Source organism: Planococcus soli, from assembly GCF_016881065.1.
GTDB lineage: Bacteria > Bacillota > Bacilli > Bacillales_A > Planococcaceae > Planococcus > Planococcus soli.
On the sequence record NZ_WXYN01000051.1, the window covers coordinates 413,210 to 428,951 of the forward strand.

Annotated in this window: 20 protein-coding genes; 14 read left to right on the forward strand and 6 right to left on the reverse strand. The window is 43.9% G+C overall.

The features are described 5' to 3' along the window. The first annotated feature begins 17 nt into the window (after nucleotides 1-17). The 5 genes from GJB59_RS16765 (at nucleotide 18) to GJB59_RS16785 (ending at nucleotide 4,729) form a co-directional block, all read left to right on the forward strand. Nucleotides 18-1,901 carry a cytochrome c oxidase subunit I gene (locus GJB59_RS16765; protein ID WP_142826219.1) on the forward strand — a complete coding sequence of 628 codons (1,884 nt, stop codon included), beginning with the start codon at nucleotides 18-20 and terminating at the stop codon, nucleotides 1,899-1,901. Further along, on the forward strand, nucleotides 1,891-2,517 hold the full coding sequence (locus GJB59_RS16770) for a cytochrome (ubi)quinol oxidase subunit III (RefSeq protein WP_142826220.1): 627 nt from the start codon (nucleotides 1,891-1,893) through the stop codon (nucleotides 2,515-2,517). The genes GJB59_RS16765 and GJB59_RS16770 overlap by 11 nt, the downstream gene beginning before the upstream one ends. Beyond that, nucleotides 2,517-2,849 carry a cytochrome c oxidase subunit IVB gene (ctaF, locus tag GJB59_RS16775; RefSeq protein WP_142826221.1) on the forward strand — a complete coding sequence of 111 codons (333 nt, stop codon included), beginning with the start codon at nucleotides 2,517-2,519 and terminating at the stop codon, nucleotides 2,847-2,849. Before GJB59_RS16770 ends, ctaF begins: the two co-directional genes overlap by 1 nt. 469 nt (nucleotides 2,850-3,318) lie before the next feature. Next, entirely contained in the window at nucleotides 3,319-4,242 is a 924-nt protein-coding gene (gene ctaG / locus GJB59_RS16780) for a cytochrome c oxidase assembly factor CtaG (RefSeq protein WP_142826659.1), read from the forward strand. Nucleotides 4,243-4,267: 25 nt separating this feature from the next. Beyond that, entirely contained in the window at nucleotides 4,268-4,729 is a 462-nt protein-coding gene (locus tag GJB59_RS16785) for a DUF420 domain-containing protein (RefSeq protein WP_142826658.1), read from the forward strand. 27 nt (nucleotides 4,730-4,756) lie between these two features. Here GJB59_RS16785 and ytvI read toward each other — a convergent pair whose 3' ends face one another. After that, the gene (gene ytvI, locus GJB59_RS16790; protein WP_142826657.1) at nucleotides 4,757-5,812 is read right to left on the reverse strand and encodes a sporulation integral membrane protein YtvI; all 1,056 of its coding nucleotides are present in this window, start codon (nucleotides 5,810-5,812) and stop codon (nucleotides 4,757-4,759) included. 82 nt (nucleotides 5,813-5,894) lie between these two features. Further along, complete coding sequence (locus GJB59_RS16795) at nucleotides 5,895-6,260, reverse strand: YugN family protein (protein WP_142826656.1); 366 nt, start codon at nucleotides 6,258-6,260, stop codon at nucleotides 5,895-5,897. Between the two features lie 423 nt (nucleotides 6,261-6,683). On the opposite strand from GJB59_RS16795, the gene GJB59_RS16800 reads away from it, so the two are divergent. After that, nucleotides 6,684-7,748 carry a CAP domain-containing protein gene (locus tag GJB59_RS16800; protein WP_142826655.1) on the forward strand — a complete coding sequence of 355 codons (1,065 nt, stop codon included), beginning with the start codon at nucleotides 6,684-6,686 and terminating at the stop codon, nucleotides 7,746-7,748. Here the strand turns inward: GJB59_RS16800 and GJB59_RS16805 are convergent. Beyond that, on the reverse strand, nucleotides 7,729-8,238 hold the full coding sequence (locus tag GJB59_RS16805; RefSeq protein ID WP_142826654.1) for a PaaI family thioesterase: 510 nt from the start codon (nucleotides 8,236-8,238) through the stop codon (nucleotides 7,729-7,731). The two genes, GJB59_RS16800 and GJB59_RS16805, sit on opposite strands and share 20 nt — an antisense overlap. Nucleotides 8,239-8,313: 75 nt before the next feature. Between GJB59_RS16805 and GJB59_RS16810 the strand changes: the two genes are divergently transcribed. After that, the gene (locus GJB59_RS16810; protein ID WP_142826653.1) at nucleotides 8,314-8,760 is read left to right on the forward strand and encodes a YlbF/YmcA family competence regulator; all 447 of its coding nucleotides are present in this window, start codon (nucleotides 8,314-8,316) and stop codon (nucleotides 8,758-8,760) included. 65 nt (nucleotides 8,761-8,825) lie between these two features. On the opposite strand, the gene GJB59_RS16815 is transcribed toward GJB59_RS16810, so the two are convergent. Continuing rightward, nucleotides 8,826-9,734, reverse strand: coding sequence for a glycerophosphodiester phosphodiesterase family protein (locus GJB59_RS16815; protein ID WP_142826652.1), 909 nt, complete (start codon nucleotides 9,732-9,734; stop codon nucleotides 8,826-8,828). Between the two features lie 131 nt (nucleotides 9,735-9,865). Here GJB59_RS16815 and GJB59_RS16820 point away from each other — a divergent pair, with 131 nt between their 5' ends. After that, nucleotides 9,866-10,138: a YlbG family protein gene (locus GJB59_RS16820; protein ID WP_142826651.1), complete on the forward strand. Its 273-nt coding sequence runs from the start codon at nucleotides 9,866-9,868 to the stop codon at nucleotides 10,136-10,138. Here GJB59_RS16820 and GJB59_RS16825 read toward each other — a convergent pair whose 3' ends face one another. After that, a complete protein-coding gene (locus tag GJB59_RS16825) occupies nucleotides 10,139-10,519 on the reverse strand; it encodes a DUF7147 family protein (protein ID WP_142826650.1) in 381 nt (126 codons plus the stop codon). 83 nt (nucleotides 10,520-10,602) lie between these two features. Here GJB59_RS16825 and rsmD point away from each other — a divergent pair, with 83 nt between their 5' ends. From rsmD to GJB59_RS16840, 3 genes are all read left to right on the forward strand, one after another. Next, entirely contained in the window at nucleotides 10,603-11,178 is a 576-nt protein-coding gene (gene rsmD, locus GJB59_RS16830) for a 16S rRNA (guanine(966)-N(2))-methyltransferase RsmD (protein WP_142826649.1), read from the forward strand. Further along, nucleotides 11,171-11,650, forward strand: coding sequence for a pantetheine-phosphate adenylyltransferase (gene coaD / locus GJB59_RS16835; protein WP_142826648.1), 480 nt, complete (start codon nucleotides 11,171-11,173; stop codon nucleotides 11,648-11,650). Before rsmD ends, coaD begins: the two co-directional genes overlap by 8 nt. 75 nt (nucleotides 11,651-11,725) lie before the next feature. Next, the gene (locus GJB59_RS16840) at nucleotides 11,726-12,751 is read left to right on the forward strand and encodes a SepM family pheromone-processing serine protease (protein WP_142826647.1); all 1,026 of its coding nucleotides are present in this window, start codon (nucleotides 11,726-11,728) and stop codon (nucleotides 12,749-12,751) included. Here GJB59_RS16840 and GJB59_RS16845 read toward each other — a convergent pair. Next, nucleotides 12,739-13,938 carry a nucleotidyltransferase gene (locus tag GJB59_RS16845; RefSeq protein WP_142826646.1) on the reverse strand — a complete coding sequence of 400 codons (1,200 nt, stop codon included), beginning with the start codon at nucleotides 13,936-13,938 and terminating at the stop codon, nucleotides 12,739-12,741. The genes GJB59_RS16840 and GJB59_RS16845 overlap by 13 nt on opposite strands. 126 nt (nucleotides 13,939-14,064) lie before the next feature. Here GJB59_RS16845 and GJB59_RS16850 point away from each other — a divergent pair, with 126 nt between their 5' ends. From GJB59_RS16850 to GJB59_RS16860, 3 genes are all read left to right on the forward strand, one after another. Continuing rightward, nucleotides 14,065-14,598, forward strand: coding sequence for a YceD family protein (locus tag GJB59_RS16850; protein ID WP_142826645.1), 534 nt, complete (start codon nucleotides 14,065-14,067; stop codon nucleotides 14,596-14,598). Between the two features lie 24 nt (nucleotides 14,599-14,622). Next, nucleotides 14,623-14,799 (forward strand): 50S ribosomal protein L32, encoded by a 177-nt coding sequence (gene rpmF, locus GJB59_RS16855; RefSeq protein WP_006828847.1) that lies wholly within the window; start codon nucleotides 14,623-14,625, stop codon nucleotides 14,797-14,799. 122 nt (nucleotides 14,800-14,921) lie between these two features. After that, nucleotides 14,922-15,674 (forward strand): enoyl-CoA hydratase/isomerase family protein, encoded by a 753-nt coding sequence (locus GJB59_RS16860; RefSeq protein WP_142826644.1) that lies wholly within the window; start codon nucleotides 14,922-14,924, stop codon nucleotides 15,672-15,674. The last annotated feature ends 68 nt before the right edge of the window (nucleotides 15,675-15,742 follow it).

Sequence of the window (15,742 nt, forward strand, 5' to 3'; positions counted from 1 at the left end):
AAAGGGAGGTTTACAGTGTGAGTTCTATTGCTCAAAAAAAGGGCTTCGGCGCTACAATTTGGGACTTCATGACAACGGTCGACCATAAGAAGATCGCGATCCTTTATCTCATTTCGGGTGGTTTCTTCTTCCTTGTCGGCGGTATTGAAGCGATGTTGATCCGTATCCAGCTGGCCAAAGCAGGAAATGACTTCCTAAGTGCTGGAACGTATAACGAAATTATAACAATGCACGGTACTACCATGATTTTCTTGGCAGCCATGCCGATTCTATTGGCTTTCATGAACGCTATTATGCCTTTGCAAATTGGTGCGCGTGATGTAGCCTTTCCATTCTTGAATTCACTTGGATTCTGGTTATTTTTCTTTGGTGGTATTTTCTTGAACCTTTCATGGTTTATGGGAGGCGCACCAGATGCAGGCTGGACGAACTATGCTTCGTTGGCACTGGCATCAGAAGGAAAAGGAATTGACTTCTATTCACTTGGATTGACAATATCCGGTTTTGGTACCTTGATTGCAGGGATTAACTTCCTTGTTACGATCATCAATATGCGTGCTCCAGGTATGACGTATATGAGAATGCCATTATTCACTTGGACAACATTCGTTGCTTCCGCTTTGATCCTTTTGGCATTCCCACCACTTACAGTCGGACTATTCTTCATGGTCTTTGACCGTATGTTCGATTCAAACTTCTTTGCTGTCGAAATGGGCGGTAACACAATTATTTGGGAGCACCTATTCTGGATTTTTGGTCACCCTGAAGTTTACATCTTAATTTTGCCAGCTTTCGGTATTTTCTCCGAAATCTTTGCAATCTTCTCCCGTAAACGCCTATTCGGATACACGGCACTAGTTTTCGCAACAATCCTGATCGGTTTTTACGGATTCATGGTTTGGGCTCACCATATGTTCACAGTCGGCTTAGGGCCAACAGCTAACGCTGTATTCGCTTTGGCAACTATGATTATTGCAGTGCCAACCGGCATCAAAATCTTTAACTGGCTGTTAACGATCTGGGGAGGGAACATTTCTTTCACTGTTCCTATGATTTACGCTGTAGCGTTCATTCCTTCATTCGTAGCGGGTGGGGTTACAGGGGTTATGCAAGCAATCGCGCCTTTGGATTACCAATTGCATGATTCTTACTTTATCGTAGCTCACTTCCATTACGTTATTGTCGGTGGTGTTGTACTGGCGATTCTAGCAGGTACACATTTATACTGGCCGAAAATGTTTGGAACAATGCTCAGTGAAAAACTTGGGAAATGGACGTTCTGGTTCTTCTTCATCGGTTTCCATTTAACATTCTTCATCCAGCATTTCTTAGGCTTGATGGGTATGCCGCGCCGTGTTTACACGTTCGGAGCAGACCAGGGCTGGGATCTATTCAACGCGATCAGTTCAGCAGGTGCTGTATTGATGGCAATTGGTATTATCATTTTGTTGGTCAACGTTGTAATGACTACAATTAAAAACGAGCGAGTCGGCAATGACCCTTGGGGTGACGGCCGTACATTAGAATGGGCTATCCCATCTCCACCGCCATTCTATAACTTTGCACAAACTCCATTAGTTCGTGGTCTTGATACATTCTGGATCGAAAAAATGGAAGGCAACAAAAAAGGAATGATTTTCGCTGAACCTCTTGGAGATATCCATATGCCGAATAATTCGTTCATTCCTTTCGTAATTTCCCTTGGAATGTTTATCGCTTCGTTTGGAGCTTTGTACTTCCTTGATGACGACAAGCCATGGGCGCTGCCGGTATTGATCATCGGTTTGTTGATCACATTCGGTTCGATGCTCGTCCGTTCATTGAAAGATGATCTAGGTTTCCATATTACAAAAGCAGAATTACTGGAAGACGCGAAGGGAGGCAAAACCGATGGACATTAATCAAAAGTACACTCCTCAATCGTGGCCGGATCATCCCGAAACGGCTACGATGGAAGGTAAAAATAAGTTTATTGGTTTCTGGTTGCTTCTTGCTGCGGAGACAGTAACTTTTGCTTCACTTTTTGCAACTTACCTTGCTTTAAAAGATAAAGGGCCAAGCGGCATGGAATTTTCTGCCGCTGGACTTTTTGAACTGCCACTTGTTTTTGCTATGACAATGATTCTTTTAACATCTTCATTGACTAGTGTTTACGCGATGTATCACATGAAAAACCATAATTTTAAAGCGATGCAGGCTTGGCTGGGTATTACCGTCCTGCTTGGTGCCACGTTCCTAGGGTTGGAAATTTATGAGTTTAACCATTATGTCCACTTGGGATTCGGCTTTACAAATAGTGCTTTCAGTTCTGCATTTTACGTATTGGTTGGAACGCACGGTGCCCACGTATTATTCGGGCTTAGCTGGTTTATCGCATTGATGCTCCGCAATGCTAAACGCGGATTGAATATGTACAATGCACCTAAATTCTATCTTGCTTCGTTATACTGGCATTTTATTGACGTCGTATGGGTATTCATCTTTACTGTCGTCTATTTGATGGGAGTGATCGGATAATGGCACACGATACACATATTCATGTTAGGTCGCAGGCAGAATTCGAGTACGCAAAGAAAAAAAGAGCAGATGAAATGAAAGGCCACTTAGCAACTTTCGCAATTATGATTTTCTTGACATTAATTGCTTTTACAATGGTTGCTGCTGGCTTCTCAGCTTATCTGATCGTACCAATTATTCTTTTGCTGGCTGGTATTCAAGTTATTCTTCAACTTTACTATTTCATGCATATGAGCGGCAAAGGACACGGCATGGTTGCGTTCTTCATGTTCTGTGGAATGTTTGTAGCTTTCATCACAGTTCTTGCGTTAGTAACAATTGTTTGGTGGTAGGCTCTCCTTAAAACCCCTTACCTTTCGAGGTAAGGGGTTTTTCTGTATGCAAAGGACTCTTCAATAATAGGAAGCTAAAGAAGTCTTAAATCGTCTTGTGAAGAGAATGGGGTGTGCTCATGTGAGATGGGAAGGATGAAGACAGGTGATCATTCCTGGATTCTGGCGGAAGTCTCGCCCCAAACGATGGGGAAAGTTGGTTTCTTTAGATCAATATATAGATGATCTTGATGTGATTCGATCTTCAGGGCGTTTCCACATTTCGTATTGTCCAGTTCCAGCGCCCAGATTCTAGGGTCATAAGCCATTCCAGCTGCGCGGCAAAGAACGCCGCATTGCTGATCTGTCTTATGCCCGTCGAATCTCCACGGTGCGCTTTCACATTTCGTATTGTTCATAGTTCGTTCATTGATATAGTTGGCAAGCCGCTATATAATGAGGGTACTTGAGGAAAAGGAGGTCCCATTACATGCCAATCAGTATCTTCGGGTTTCAAGCTTTGTGGAGTCCCGTTTACTTAGCAGTCCTCGTTTTGGTGACGATTCTATATTTTTTGGCTACTACAAAGTGGCGTGGAAAGTTTAAAGGAAATCAGCCGCTTAGCATAAGAGAAGCTGCACTTTTTGTATCAGGCATTGTCCTGCTTTATATTATCAAAGGCTCACCTGTAGATTTATATGGCCATATCCTGTTTACAATGCATATGGTTCAAATGGCACTATTGCTGCTGCTGATTCCACCATTGTTAATCATGGGGATACCGACTTATATCTGGAGAGCGTTTATCAGCTTGCCGGTAATTGAACCGCTATTCAATTTTCTGACTAGGCCCATGCTGGCACTGATCCTGTTTGGAATGGTCTTTTCGTTTTATCACATTCCGATGGTTTTTGATTTTGTGAAACAGGATGCATGGATACATGGTGCTGTAAATATTGTCCTGTTCACCTCTGCCATATTCTATTGGTGGCCGGTCGTTAACAACCTGGAAGGCATGCACAAATTCCATGGACTGAGCAAACTGGCATACCTGTTCGGATTAAGCGTACTGATGACTCCTGCATGTGCACTGATCATCTTCAGCGGAACTCCTTTTTATGCGACCTACACAGATGGAGAGGCATGGCTGCAGGCTATGGCATTGTGTGTGCCTGCTGGAACGCTGTCGCAATTAAATTTATCAGGCCCTGAGTTATTCTCTACGATGTCAGCGATTGAAGATCAGCGTACAGGTGGAATAACCATGAAAGTGCTTCAGGAACTTGTTTTTACCGTATTCCTATGGCTTGTATTCCACGAATGGCTGCGCAATGAAACGGACAAAGCTGATGAGATTACAGCAAAAGTTTTGCAGGACCGCAAAGATATGGCTTATCACAGACATAATGCTTAATGAAACCCAAAGGAGAATAACTTAAATGAATTTGCCGCTATTGCCGACTATCAGTACATTTTTTATCGTATTAAGCGCAATTTTGGTAGCGATCGGCTGGAATCTGATCCGTCGCCGCCAAATAGAAGCCCACAAGAAAGTGATGGTGGGAGCTGGTGCTGCGGCACTGACGTTCTTCATCATTTACATGTCACGCACCATTTTCGTCGGGAACACTGCATTTGGAGGACCGGATAATTTGAAGATCTTCTATACGATCTTCCTGATTTTCCACATCACATTGGCGACCACAGGTGGTGTCATGGGATTGATCACCATTTACTGGGGATGGAAAAACCAATTGGCGAAACACCGCAAAATCGGTCCGATTACCAGTATCGTCTGGTTTTCAACTGCGATAACAGGCGTTATGGTTTATTTGCTGCTTTATGTATTTTATGAAGGCGGCCATACTACTTCAGTATTCAAAGCTATTTTAGGCGGATAAAAAAGGAACCCCAAGGGGTTCCTTTTTCTATACTTTAAAATCAATTTTTATCATTCCGGCTTCACGTGCCGATGTGAAGAGGATAACAATTAACGGACCAACGAAGAACCCTAGGAAGCCGATCAATTGGAGTCCTATGAACATCGCAATCAAAGTCGCTAACGGCGAAAGTCCGATCTGAGTACCCATAACTTTTGGTTCAACGGTTCGGCGGATGATCAGCAATACGAGAGCCAGAATCGCCAACTGCGTTCCTTGAACAATATCACCTGTGATAAATTCATAAATAAACCATGGCGTCAAAACGATGATCGATCCCAAAATTGGGATAAAGTCGATCAGCCATATGAGCAAAGACATGACGATTGCATATTCTGGCGCTATAAAAGCAAGTGAAACAAGTGAAACAACAAATATAATGCAGCTCACCAGAAATTGTGCTTTTAAAAATCCAAAAATCACTTTGTTCAAACGTGCAAACATAAAACGGACTTTTTCGGCCGTAGAATCTTTCAGGCGCTTGAAAAGCATGATTTTCAATCCAGGCAAATCCAGCATGAACAAAAACAATGCAATGAGGAACACAATAAAACTGACGAGAAAAGAAGGGATGCCGGTCAACAGATTAGAGACAGTGTCATAATTGACAATCGTCAGGATCCAATCGCGAATTCCTTCTATAAATCCTGCCAGTTCAGTTTCAAATGAAGAAACCACTTCGACAGGCATATCTGCTGTTGAACGGAAAAAGAACCGTTGAAATTCATCCCACATAATAGACAAAGAATTTATGTATTCCGGCACCATTTTCGAAAACTGAATAATTTGGCCGATTAATTGAGTTACAGTCCAATAAAGCAACCCGGAAACAACTACCAGAAAAAGGATGAATACGGATATTACAGCAGACTTTCTATGCCATTTGAACCTTTTATGTATAAAATTAACAAGTGGTTCTAAAAAAATAGCAGTGATCAAAGCGATGATCAATGGAATGGAAACTGGCAATATATAGATGGATATTAAAATCAAGGCTGCTGCGACAGCAGCGATTGTTACAGTTTTCTTCGTCAACCACTTCACTGATCGAATCCTCCTTAATTAAGGTTGAAATGTTCATGACTGTTTAAAAAAACCGCAGTTCAATTGCTGAACTGCGGAAATTTTATACGCTAATTTCGAAACCTTGAACTTCTTTCTTGATCGAGCTCAATAATCCGATGCACGTTTTAATCAAGTGTTCAGGGAAATCTTCATCTTCACCGTATTCTACACCATGTGGATAATAGTGTTTGCCAAGTGCCGGCTTCATAACACGCATAGTAGCATCATTGGAATCAACATCACCGTTAGTGGCATATGCAAATACCCGCAAATAGTAAGTGCCTTCGCGAATGATGAATTTACGGTCGTATGTGACACGCTCATAATCCCATTGTCCTTCTTTGGTCAAACCGTGTTTGTTCATGATGCTTTCAAGTAATTCGATATCTACGTGAATGTTTTCAAGTCCTGTATTTTCAAAATACATAGGATCTCTCCTCCTCTATAACAAAAAAGACTACATACTCCTTTAATAATAGATCATAATTTAAGTTGTTGCAATGGCTAGTTTGTGTCAGTGTAGAGGCGGCTGTTATAATAATATATATAAGTTGAACCTAAGAATCATCATTTTTATAAACCGCTTGGGCCGCTTTGGGCTGGGCACGCCGGCACAAGAGATGGAGTAGAATCAAAGCAAACCTATGTTTTTCGCCGTATTCTTCAAAGAGTAGGAACCCATCAGCGGAGACTTCCGCGGGCTCCTGGCAGCTGCTGCGAGACGTCTTTTCGTGCCGACTGCCTGATCCGCATCCAGCGGGGCTCGAAAGTGGAGCCGATTTGTGGAGTATCAGCAAGTTAAAATCAGTAGTTCATCATATATACATACAATAGTAAAGGGGCTGTTCGATTGAAAGACTTGCTGCGCATTATGATTTTTCTATCGATAGTTCTAATCGGTTTATTCTATTTGGATCCATCAATAAATGAGAATGATGTTCTGGAAGCACCACGAACGGTAGATCCTTTGCCAAGCGAAAATATTGCGGATGAAACTTTAGAAGTTGCTCGTCCTGCTACGGGCATTTCAAGTTTTATAGGCGAGTCTAGCGATAAATGGCTGGAACAATACGGGGAACCCGAGCGGAAAGAACCTTCAGCATACGGCTACGAATGGTGGGTATATAACGCCAGCTACTCCAACTTTATCATGACGGGGGTTAAGGACGGCAAAGTGGTTCAGGTTTACACTGCTGGGACTGCAGTAGATGCGGCACCATATAAAATTGGCCAAAATCTCGATGAAGTATATCGCTTCACCATACTTGAAAATGAAATAACGGTTAAATACGGAACTAATATTTACACATTCAATGTCACGGCTGAGGATATGGACAAGCGGATCCTGGTCAAGTTCGATGGCATTTTTGCACAATTGTACATTGATTCAAAAGACCGTGCTTTAGAGGCCGTCCGTTTTATGGATGCGGAGACGTTGATTCGCCATCAGCCTTACGATCTTATGTATTCAGGTGAGCTGCTGCCGGTACAGGCTCCATCCTCCACACAGCAGCGTTCCATAGACGAAGGAAATGCCAAGCAGATTGTTGATTTGGTAAATGTTTACCGTCTCCATCATTCCACTATGCCTTTGGCGGTTAACCCTCTGGCAAACATGGTGTCTAAAGCAAACAGTGAAGACATGGCGAAGCAAAATTTCCTTTCTGAGGAAATGGAAATCAATGATTTGCACGGCAGGTTGGAACGAGCCAATATAGATTTCGAACAAGCGGCAGTCAACACAGCCACTCGCTATTATGATGCAGCGGAAACCGTACATGGCTGGATCAACTCCGATGCCCATCGCAATACGCTGCTCAGTGATGAATACAACCAAACGGGAGTTGGCGTTTTCGGCAAATATTATACACAGATTTTTCTTGAAAAAGAGCCTGCTACTGCTTTTGAGCAATAGCAGGCTTTGAATTTTTAGGGACGATAAAAAAAGTGCCGGTCGCGGTAGCAATATGCTTTCCATCTTGTTGAAAAATGTTCCCTTCTATTACCAAAGCATGCCTGCCGCTGCGTATGATGCGAGCTTTGGCGCTTATGCTGTCTTCATCCGCCACGGTCAAGTAGTGGATCGCCAAGTTTGTGGTAACAGCACTAAAGCCGGGCTGGCATTTGCTGTTGGCAAGCGTTCCCATTGCAGTGTCGAGAAGAACCGCGAGAATTCCGCCATGCGGGATATTGACGTTATTGTGGATAAAAGCGGTATTTGGTATGGAAACAACGGAAGAATGTTCATCGGTGATACGTTTCATGTTCAGGGCCGCACTTAAATACGTAGCAAAGTCACCTTGCTGTTTTTTCTCGAAATTTGTCAAGTAGTCGCCTAACATCTCAAGATCTTCGGAACTGCTGTTTTTTACAATACGCGCAAACTGATCGTTTAAAAGACTCATGCTGACAATCCTTTCCTGTCTATAGTGAAATTTAAATATATCTGCTATGATTAAAGCGTAAAGGAGGAATCTACTATGATTATGACCTATGAATGGGCTGAAATAACTGACTTTGCAGACGAGCTAAGCCAAATGATTCTACAATCTGAGCAAGCTGACCTCTACAGGGAAGCCTATGCCTCTGTCTATAACGATAAAAGTCTTGCGGAAGAAATCCAGGCCTTCGCAAGATTAAAAGACCAATATGAAGAAGTTCAGCGTTTTGGCAAATATCATCCGGAATACTCACGGGTGATGAAGCAAATTCGTGTGGACAAACGGCGATTGGATCTCAATGAGAAGATAGCCAATCTGCGTTTAATGGAAAACGAGTTGCAGGATTTGATGGACCAGGTAAGCTTTATCCTTGGCAGATCGGTATCTGAGGCGGTAAAAATTCCTTCCTCCAATCCTTTCTTTTCATCAGAATCTTCCTGCGGCGGAAGCTGCGGCACAGGCGGCGGCTGTTCTTGTTCAGCCTGACCGTGCAATTTTAAATAGCTCCATAAAAAAAGTGCAACGCTTGCGTTGCACTTTTTTTATATAAGTTACTCTTCCATTTCCGAGATAAGAGCAACGGCAAGATCGGGCCGGTCGGTGATTATGCCTTTGGCTCCAGCGTCAATTAATGTTCGCATAGCTTCTGCTTCATCGATCACCCAATAATGCACCGGGATGTTCAAATTCTCCAAGAACGCAATAAAACGGGGAGAATCCAGACGGAACACCGATGACTTCACCGGAATCTGGAACACATCTGCACGCGGGTGATACAAATGGCCAAACTGGCTGTTATAGGAAGCGTAAGCTTTTCTGACTTCATTTTCTCCTGCGCCAATTGCAACCCGGTTTTGGGCATACAAATTGAAACGGTCGATTTGCTCATCATAAAAAGATGTCACGGCTACCCGGTCCTGTACGCCAAGAGAATCGATCAGGCGCCACAGCTTGGAAGGCACTAAACTGCCCTCATACGTCTCTGGATCATCTTTAATGTCAATATTAATATACATCTGCGGGAATTTCTCAATCAGTTCACGAAGCAGCACAACCTGTTCATTTTTGCCGCGATACGAATGCTTGCCTTCTAGGTCGATAAAGTGATAGCCAAGATCAAAAGCTTTCAACTGATCAAGGGACATATCTGCCACTCGGCCGGCTCCATCAGTCGTGCGGTCAATGTATTCATCGTGAAATACAAGGATTTCTTCATCCTTGGTCATACGGATATCGATTTCAAATCCGTGTACGCCAAGATCTGCTGATCTGTTGAATGCAGCCAAGGTATTTTCCGGTGCCAATTTGGCGCCGCCACGGTGTGCAAGAACGATCGGGCGTTCATAATTCAATACTTCTTTAGCAGGACGGAACTGCGGGTTGGCCAATGCTTTAGACCCTGCCCAAGCAGCCGCTCCGACAGCAGCGGCTGCCAAGCCGATTTTTGTCTTTTTTCCCATATGTTGTGTTACCTCCCTGGAATTCTGTAATAAAAACAGTATAGCGAACTGAGTGCTGTGCTGTCAGTTTATTCGGTTGCGGCTTTTTTCTTTCCTATGGTATTCTAGAAGCTAAGAAAAGAGGGATACTTATGCATGATCGCCAAGGCCTCATTGTCTATGTGCATCATTTGAAACAAGCTAAATCGCTGCGGAAGTTCGGGCATGTCCACTATATTTCCCGCAAATTGAAATATGTAGTCCTGTATATGGATCAGGATGCCATAGAAGCAACCAAAACGAAATTAAATAAATTGCCATATGTAAAACAAGTGCTCGAATCCTATCGCCCAATGCTCAAAACGGAATATGAAAATGCTAAGCCTGATAAAGCAAAGGAATACGATTACAAAATCGGCCTTTGATTATTGCATTGGCGGAATATAATGGTTCAATCTTAAAACCGAAATCAAGTGGCTATGGTAGAATTTTCTATCTGCGTACACGGATGAATGCTTGACTTCCATTTTGATGGGGGTATAACCAAGTTCTAAAACAGTTTGCTCGAAAATGTCCAAACGCTTGGAATCGAGCGGGATCCCTTCGCGGCAAAGATAAATCGGCATAAAGTTGCCTTCAGAAGCGGGTTTGAATACAGCTGCAATCGATAAGACATCCTGTCCTTGTGAATTTGTAGAAACAAAAACAAATCCATGCATAAAGCGCTGCTGATTGCTTGTAATGAGTTCACGGAGTTCGTAAATATCTCCGTACCCTTCTCCAAGTTCAATAAAACGTTGAATCATCATGTCACGTCCTTTCCAGTCTCCATTTTACCATTATGCACTAAAAATGCATCAAGAAAATCATTTAAGTTAGAGGCGATAATATGCGTGTTGTAGCAGGCTCAGTTAAAGGGATTCCGTTAAAAGCGGTGCCTGGCAATTCAACCAGACCGACGACAGACAAAGTAAAGGAATCCATTTTCAATATGATCGGACCGTTTTTTGACGGCGGCTACGCGCTGGATTTGTTTGCGGGCAGCGGCGGACTAGGCATTGAAGCCCTCAGCCGTGGCATTGATCAGGTCATTTTTACCGATAAAGACAAACGGGCAGTGGAAACCATTCAGGCAAACTTGGAAAAAACGCGTTTATCGGACCGTGCAGAAGTTTACCGGGCTGATGCAGAACGCGCAGTCAAAGCCATTAAAAAAAACGGCATACAAGCGCGTCTGCTGTTTCTGGATCCGCCGTACCACATGAAAAAGTCCTACGACCTCATGGATAAAGCGGGAGAATTGGAAATTGTCACAAAAGATGCCATTATAGTCTGTGAACACGATAGGGAAGTAGAGCTTCCGGATCGGACCAGGTATTTTGAGCGTTATAAGAAAGAGCTTTACGGCAGTACCATTATTTCAATTTACCGTTACCAGGGGGAAGAAGGAGAACGTATTGACTAAAATTGCAGTAGTTCCAGGAAGTTTTGATCCCATTACAATGGGGCATCTGGATATTATTAAACGGGCGTCAAAAATTTTTGATGAAGTGAAAGTTGTGGTAATGAATAATTCATCCAAAAATCCGTTATTTGATGTGAATGAGCGCATGGAGCTGATAGCGGAAGTAACGCAGTCTATCCCAAACGTTAAAGTGGATTCATTTTCCGGCTTGCTGATCGATTATTCAGTAGAAGTAAAAGCGAATGCCATCATACGCGGACTGCGTGCAGTCAGTGATTTTGAATATGAGATGCAAATTACATCGATGAACCGTTTTTTAAATGAAGATATAGAAACTTTGTTTATGGTATCGAATAACCAGTATTCATTCCTAAGCTCGAGCATTGTTAAAGAAGTGGCAAAATACAAAGGCAATATTACGGGCTTGGTGCCCGAAGCAGTTGAAAAAGCCCTTCATTTGAAATTTCAGTAAGTCACGAATTTCGTGGCTTTTTTCTTATGCAGACCCCAGACAACAATGATTTCATCCAAGGAAAGGAAGAGCTGCATGAAAAGTAAACGATTACTGACTCTCGTTATTATGATGGCTCTTATAGTTTTTCTGTCCTCTTACCAACTGGACTCGTATATCACAAGGCCGGGCGGCGCTTACGAACTGTCGCCACTGGTACAAGTGGCGGGCGGTGATGAAGATGATGCAGGAAGCCTTAGCTTAATGACGGTTTCCATGCTGACAGCAACTCCTGCTTTATACGTCTGGTCGCAATTTCAGGACGGCTATAAAATTTTGCCTCCGGAACAGGTCCGAAGCCCGCACGAAAGTGATGAAGAATACAATGTGCGCCAGCTGAAGCTCATGTCCGATTCGCAGGTGAATGCTCTGCAGATTGCGTTTCAACAGGCAGAACTGCCTTACGAAATCAGCAACAACGGGGTCTTTGTCCTAAATGTACTGACGGGAGGAGCGGCGGATGGAGTATTAGCGCCAGGAGACCGAGTACTTAATGTGGATGGCAATAACTTTACCGAAATGCAGGAGCTTATCGATTATTTAAGTGATAAAGAAGATGGGCAGGTGGTGGAAGTGCTTTATGAGCGCGAAGACCGCGAAATCAGCACGGAGATTGAATTGGCGCCGTTGCCGACCGATCCCGACCGAGTCGGCTTGGGCATTTCTTTTGTTGAAGACAAGAGCATTGAAACAACCCCTGAAGTGGAAATCGATTCTGATGCAATCGGTGGGCCTTCAGCTGGCCTGATGTTCACACTCGAAATCCTCAACCAATTGGTGGACGAAGACATTACAAAAGGTTATAATATCGCCGGCACAGGAACTATGGAAAGCGATGGATCTATAGGAAGAATTGGGGGCATTGATCAAAAAATCATGGCGGCCGATTCTGCAGACATCGATATTTTCTTTGCTCCAAATGAAGCGGTGGAAGGCGGAGGCGACAGCAATTATGCAATCGCCGTTGAAACTGCAGAAAACATCGAAACAGCGATGGAAATTGTTCCGGTGGATACCATTGAAGATGCATTAGCATTTTTGGATGAGCTTCAACCCCGGTAAATCGGCGGTGTGGTAAATTCTTTTTTCATATCTGTACTACCCAATCCCTGCAGGTACATGGCAGTGGCATGAATATCAAGTTTCCCCATCGGGCCGTTCAGATCAGCTGCGCGGCTCACCAAGGGAAGCGTGATATTCTTTTTTATATGGTTTAAATAAAGTCTTCCTGTGCTAGACATGCCGAGAAGCCTGATATATTCAGGGCCTGTAAAAGAATGCAGCGCTTGCCACGTAAATCCAGTAAAAATATGCGTCATCATCCGCTGAATTCGGGTCCTCGTAAAGCGTTTGGATTTGACAAGGGCAATAAAAGCTTCAAAGTTGTCCGCTGTTTTCGCAGATTGGTAGATCAAGTTTTCAATGCCTTCGGTTACTTCGGCGTACTGTTTCAGCCGCTCCGCGCCTTCACGCAAAATAGTAAATCGCAGCAACGGATAAAATCCTTCCCAACTGCCGAAAGTGCCATATTCATTTTCACTATTTTTTAATGCGGCGATGGACGTTTCTGGCATATAAGCCGACAACTGCTCGACTGAATCCCCTTTAAAAAAAGCTTCACGAATTCCGGTCGCACTGGCAATCGGCAGCCCCGCTTCGATAGAGTCATGGTAGTTGGCGCCAATCCGCTGAATCGTCAGCGGTTCCATGGAAGAACCGAGGCGTTGGGCCGCTTCCAAATAATGAAATCCTAAAATATTGTTCGGCTGCGTCAAATCGGCAAACCCCTCACGGTCAGCCGTTAAAGCCTTATAGGCAGTGTTTAGGGCTTTTGGGTAGCTGATGCCAGTTTGGACAGCCTCGTGGATGAGATATTGGTATTCAGCTGCATGTTCTGTCAGCAGCTGGCGGGAGTTCAGGAAAGGGGCGATCGCTCCTTGTTCACTGCCAAAGCAAAAAGATGAGCAGCCGATTGCCTCGAGCAATGCAATCCCACCTTTAGCAAAATCGGATGCCTGCGCCGTTGCATAGACATAAGGAAGTTCAATCACCAGATCGATGCCAGCATCCAGCGCCATTTGTGTCCGTGCCCATTTATCGGCAAACGCCGGTTCCCCGCGCTGCAGAAACTGACCGCTCATAACTGCAATGACCAGGTCTGCGCCTGACTCCGCACGCGCCTGCTCTGCATGATGGAGATGACCATTATGGAAAGGGTTGTACTCAACAATAATTCCTACAGCTTTCAATCTGCTCACCTCTTTGGTAGAATTAAATCTAGTATACCGATGTTTGAAATAGAGTGACAAGATTTTTTCTTGACATCTTTTTCTGTGCATTATATAATCAACTTTGTTGTCTTGAGGTGATTACTTATGAAAATAGCGATTCAACAGCTTCAAAAGCATCGCAGAGACGGACTGCCAATTGACCAAATGGTCCATTTGGAAGCAGTGAAATCACGGAATAGCGATATTCGGGAAATTTCACCTGTACATGTTACAGGACATTGCACAATTGGTTCGCAACAATTAACGTGCCAACTCCATCTCGAAGGCATGCTCACGCTGCCTTGTGCCAGAACTTGGGAGGATGTTGAGTTTCCGATTAATGTCGACTCGGTTGAAGTCTTTGATTGGTCTGAAGAGGCCGGAGAAGACAAGCTTAGTGATGTTCACGCAGTAGAAACTGAAGTCATTGATCTTCAGCCGATACTGGAAGAACTAGTTTTGCTGCAGATACCGATACAGGTGTTTAAGGAAGACGCCGATCAATCCGTTATAAAAGGCGGAAACGATTGGTCGTATTCAACAGACGAAGAGTACGAAGCCGAGAAAGAAGCGGCACCACCAAAACCAGATCCAAGACTTGCTGATTTAGCAAAGTATTTTGATCAGTCAGATGAATAGAATTAGTGTAAGGAGGTGTCACCAATGGCTGTACCAGCTAGAAGAACGTCCAAAACCGCTAAAAGAAAACGCCGTACACATTTTAAATTGTCAGTGCCGGGCATGGTAATTTGCCCAAGCTGTGGCGAAAGTAAATTGGCTCACCACGTCTGCAAAGCATGTGGATCGTACAAAGGTAAAGAAGTAGTAGCAAGCAAATAAAACAGTATTTGCTGCTGAAAGGCTATTGAGAGGCCATGGCTCTCGATAGCCTTTTTCTCTATACATAAGCAAGCAGCGGATTTGTGCTTCCTGCAGGAATTCGCCTGAAAAGAGGGATTTGAATGTCTTACACCATTGACCTTAAGGACGGCATCATGACATTTACGATAGACCGGCCCCATATCCGCAACGCAGTAAATGACGAAGTGACAGCAGGGCTTGAAGAGTTGGTGCAAAAAGCACAAGACCCTTCTATCCGGCTCGTCATCATTACAGCATCCGGCAAGCAAGCTTTTTGTTCAGGGGGCGACCTTTCGGTTTTTCATGCGCTTCGGACAGAAGAACAGGCCTATGGAATGCTGAAGCGAATGAGCGATGTGCTGTATTCAGTCAAAACACTGCCTGTACCGGTTGTAGCGGTGGTTAATGGCGCTGCAGTCGGCGGCGGCTGCGAAATCGCTACAGCGTGTGATTACAGGCTTGTATGGGATCATGCAAAATGCGGCTTTATCCAAGGCACTCTTGCCATCACCAGCGGCTGGGGAGGCGGCACTTATCTTCTGGAAACGCTGCAGCACGATAAAGCTTTGAAAATGCTCAGTGAAGCGAAAGTGTATACCGCAAACGAGATGAAAGAACTGGGTTGGGCATCCGCTGTTATTCACAACGAGCAGGACCTTGAAGAGTTTTTCAAATCAATGAAAAAAATCCATCCAGATGTTCACCGTGCCTACAAGGAAATGGCCATCCGCAAATGGCACATGACCGGTCTGCAGGAACGTGTCGAACAGGAAGTCAGAAGATGCGCCATCCTGTGGGAAAAAGACGCCCACCACGATGCAGTCGATAATTTCCTCAATAAATCCCAAAAATGAAATCCCTTTTCGGAGGGATTTCATTTTTGGTTTTGCCGGCAATAAAATTAATATACGTAGAACTATTG

Excerpts from the sequence above, each read along its gene's own strand:
- rpmF (WP_006828847.1), top strand. The coding sequence starts at position 14,623 with ATGGCTGTACCAGCTAGAAGAACGTCCAAAACCGCTAAAAGAAAACGC.
- ctaG (WP_142826659.1), top strand. The coding sequence starts at position 3,319 with ATGCCAATCAGTATCTTCGGGTTTCAAGCTTTGTGGAGTCCCGTTTAC.
- GJB59_RS16815 (WP_142826652.1), bottom strand. The coding sequence starts at position 9,734 with ATGGGAAAAAAGACAAAAATCGGCTTGGCAGCCGCTGCTGTCGGAGCG.
- GJB59_RS16825 (WP_142826650.1), bottom strand. The coding sequence starts at position 10,519 with ATGATTCAACGTTTTATTGAACTTGGAGAAGGGTACGGAGATATTTAC.
- GJB59_RS16810 (WP_142826653.1), top strand. The coding sequence starts at position 8,314 with ATGATTATGACCTATGAATGGGCTGAAATAACTGACTTTGCAGACGAG.
- GJB59_RS16805 (WP_142826654.1), bottom strand. The coding sequence starts at position 8,238 with ATGAGTCTTTTAAACGATCAGTTTGCGCGTATTGTAAAAAACAGCAGT.
- GJB59_RS16840 (WP_142826647.1), top strand. The coding sequence starts at position 11,726 with ATGAAAAGTAAACGATTACTGACTCTCGTTATTATGATGGCTCTTATA.
- GJB59_RS16820 (WP_142826651.1), top strand. The coding sequence starts at position 9,866 with ATGCATGATCGCCAAGGCCTCATTGTCTATGTGCATCATTTGAAACAA.
- GJB59_RS16850 (WP_142826645.1), top strand. The coding sequence starts at position 14,065 with ATGAAAATAGCGATTCAACAGCTTCAAAAGCATCGCAGAGACGGACTG.
- GJB59_RS16785 (WP_142826658.1), top strand. The coding sequence starts at position 4,268 with ATGAATTTGCCGCTATTGCCGACTATCAGTACATTTTTTATCGTATTA.
- GJB59_RS16795 (WP_142826656.1), bottom strand. The coding sequence starts at position 6,260 with ATGTATTTTGAAAATACAGGACTTGAAAACATTCACGTAGATATCGAA.
- GJB59_RS16860 (WP_142826644.1), top strand. The coding sequence starts at position 14,922 with ATGTCTTACACCATTGACCTTAAGGACGGCATCATGACATTTACGATA.
- GJB59_RS16770 (WP_142826220.1), top strand. The coding sequence starts at position 1,891 with ATGGACATTAATCAAAAGTACACTCCTCAATCGTGGCCGGATCATCCC.
- rsmD (WP_142826649.1), top strand. The coding sequence starts at position 10,603 with ATGCGTGTTGTAGCAGGCTCAGTTAAAGGGATTCCGTTAAAAGCGGTG.
- ctaF (WP_142826221.1), top strand. The coding sequence starts at position 2,517 with ATGGCACACGATACACATATTCATGTTAGGTCGCAGGCAGAATTCGAG.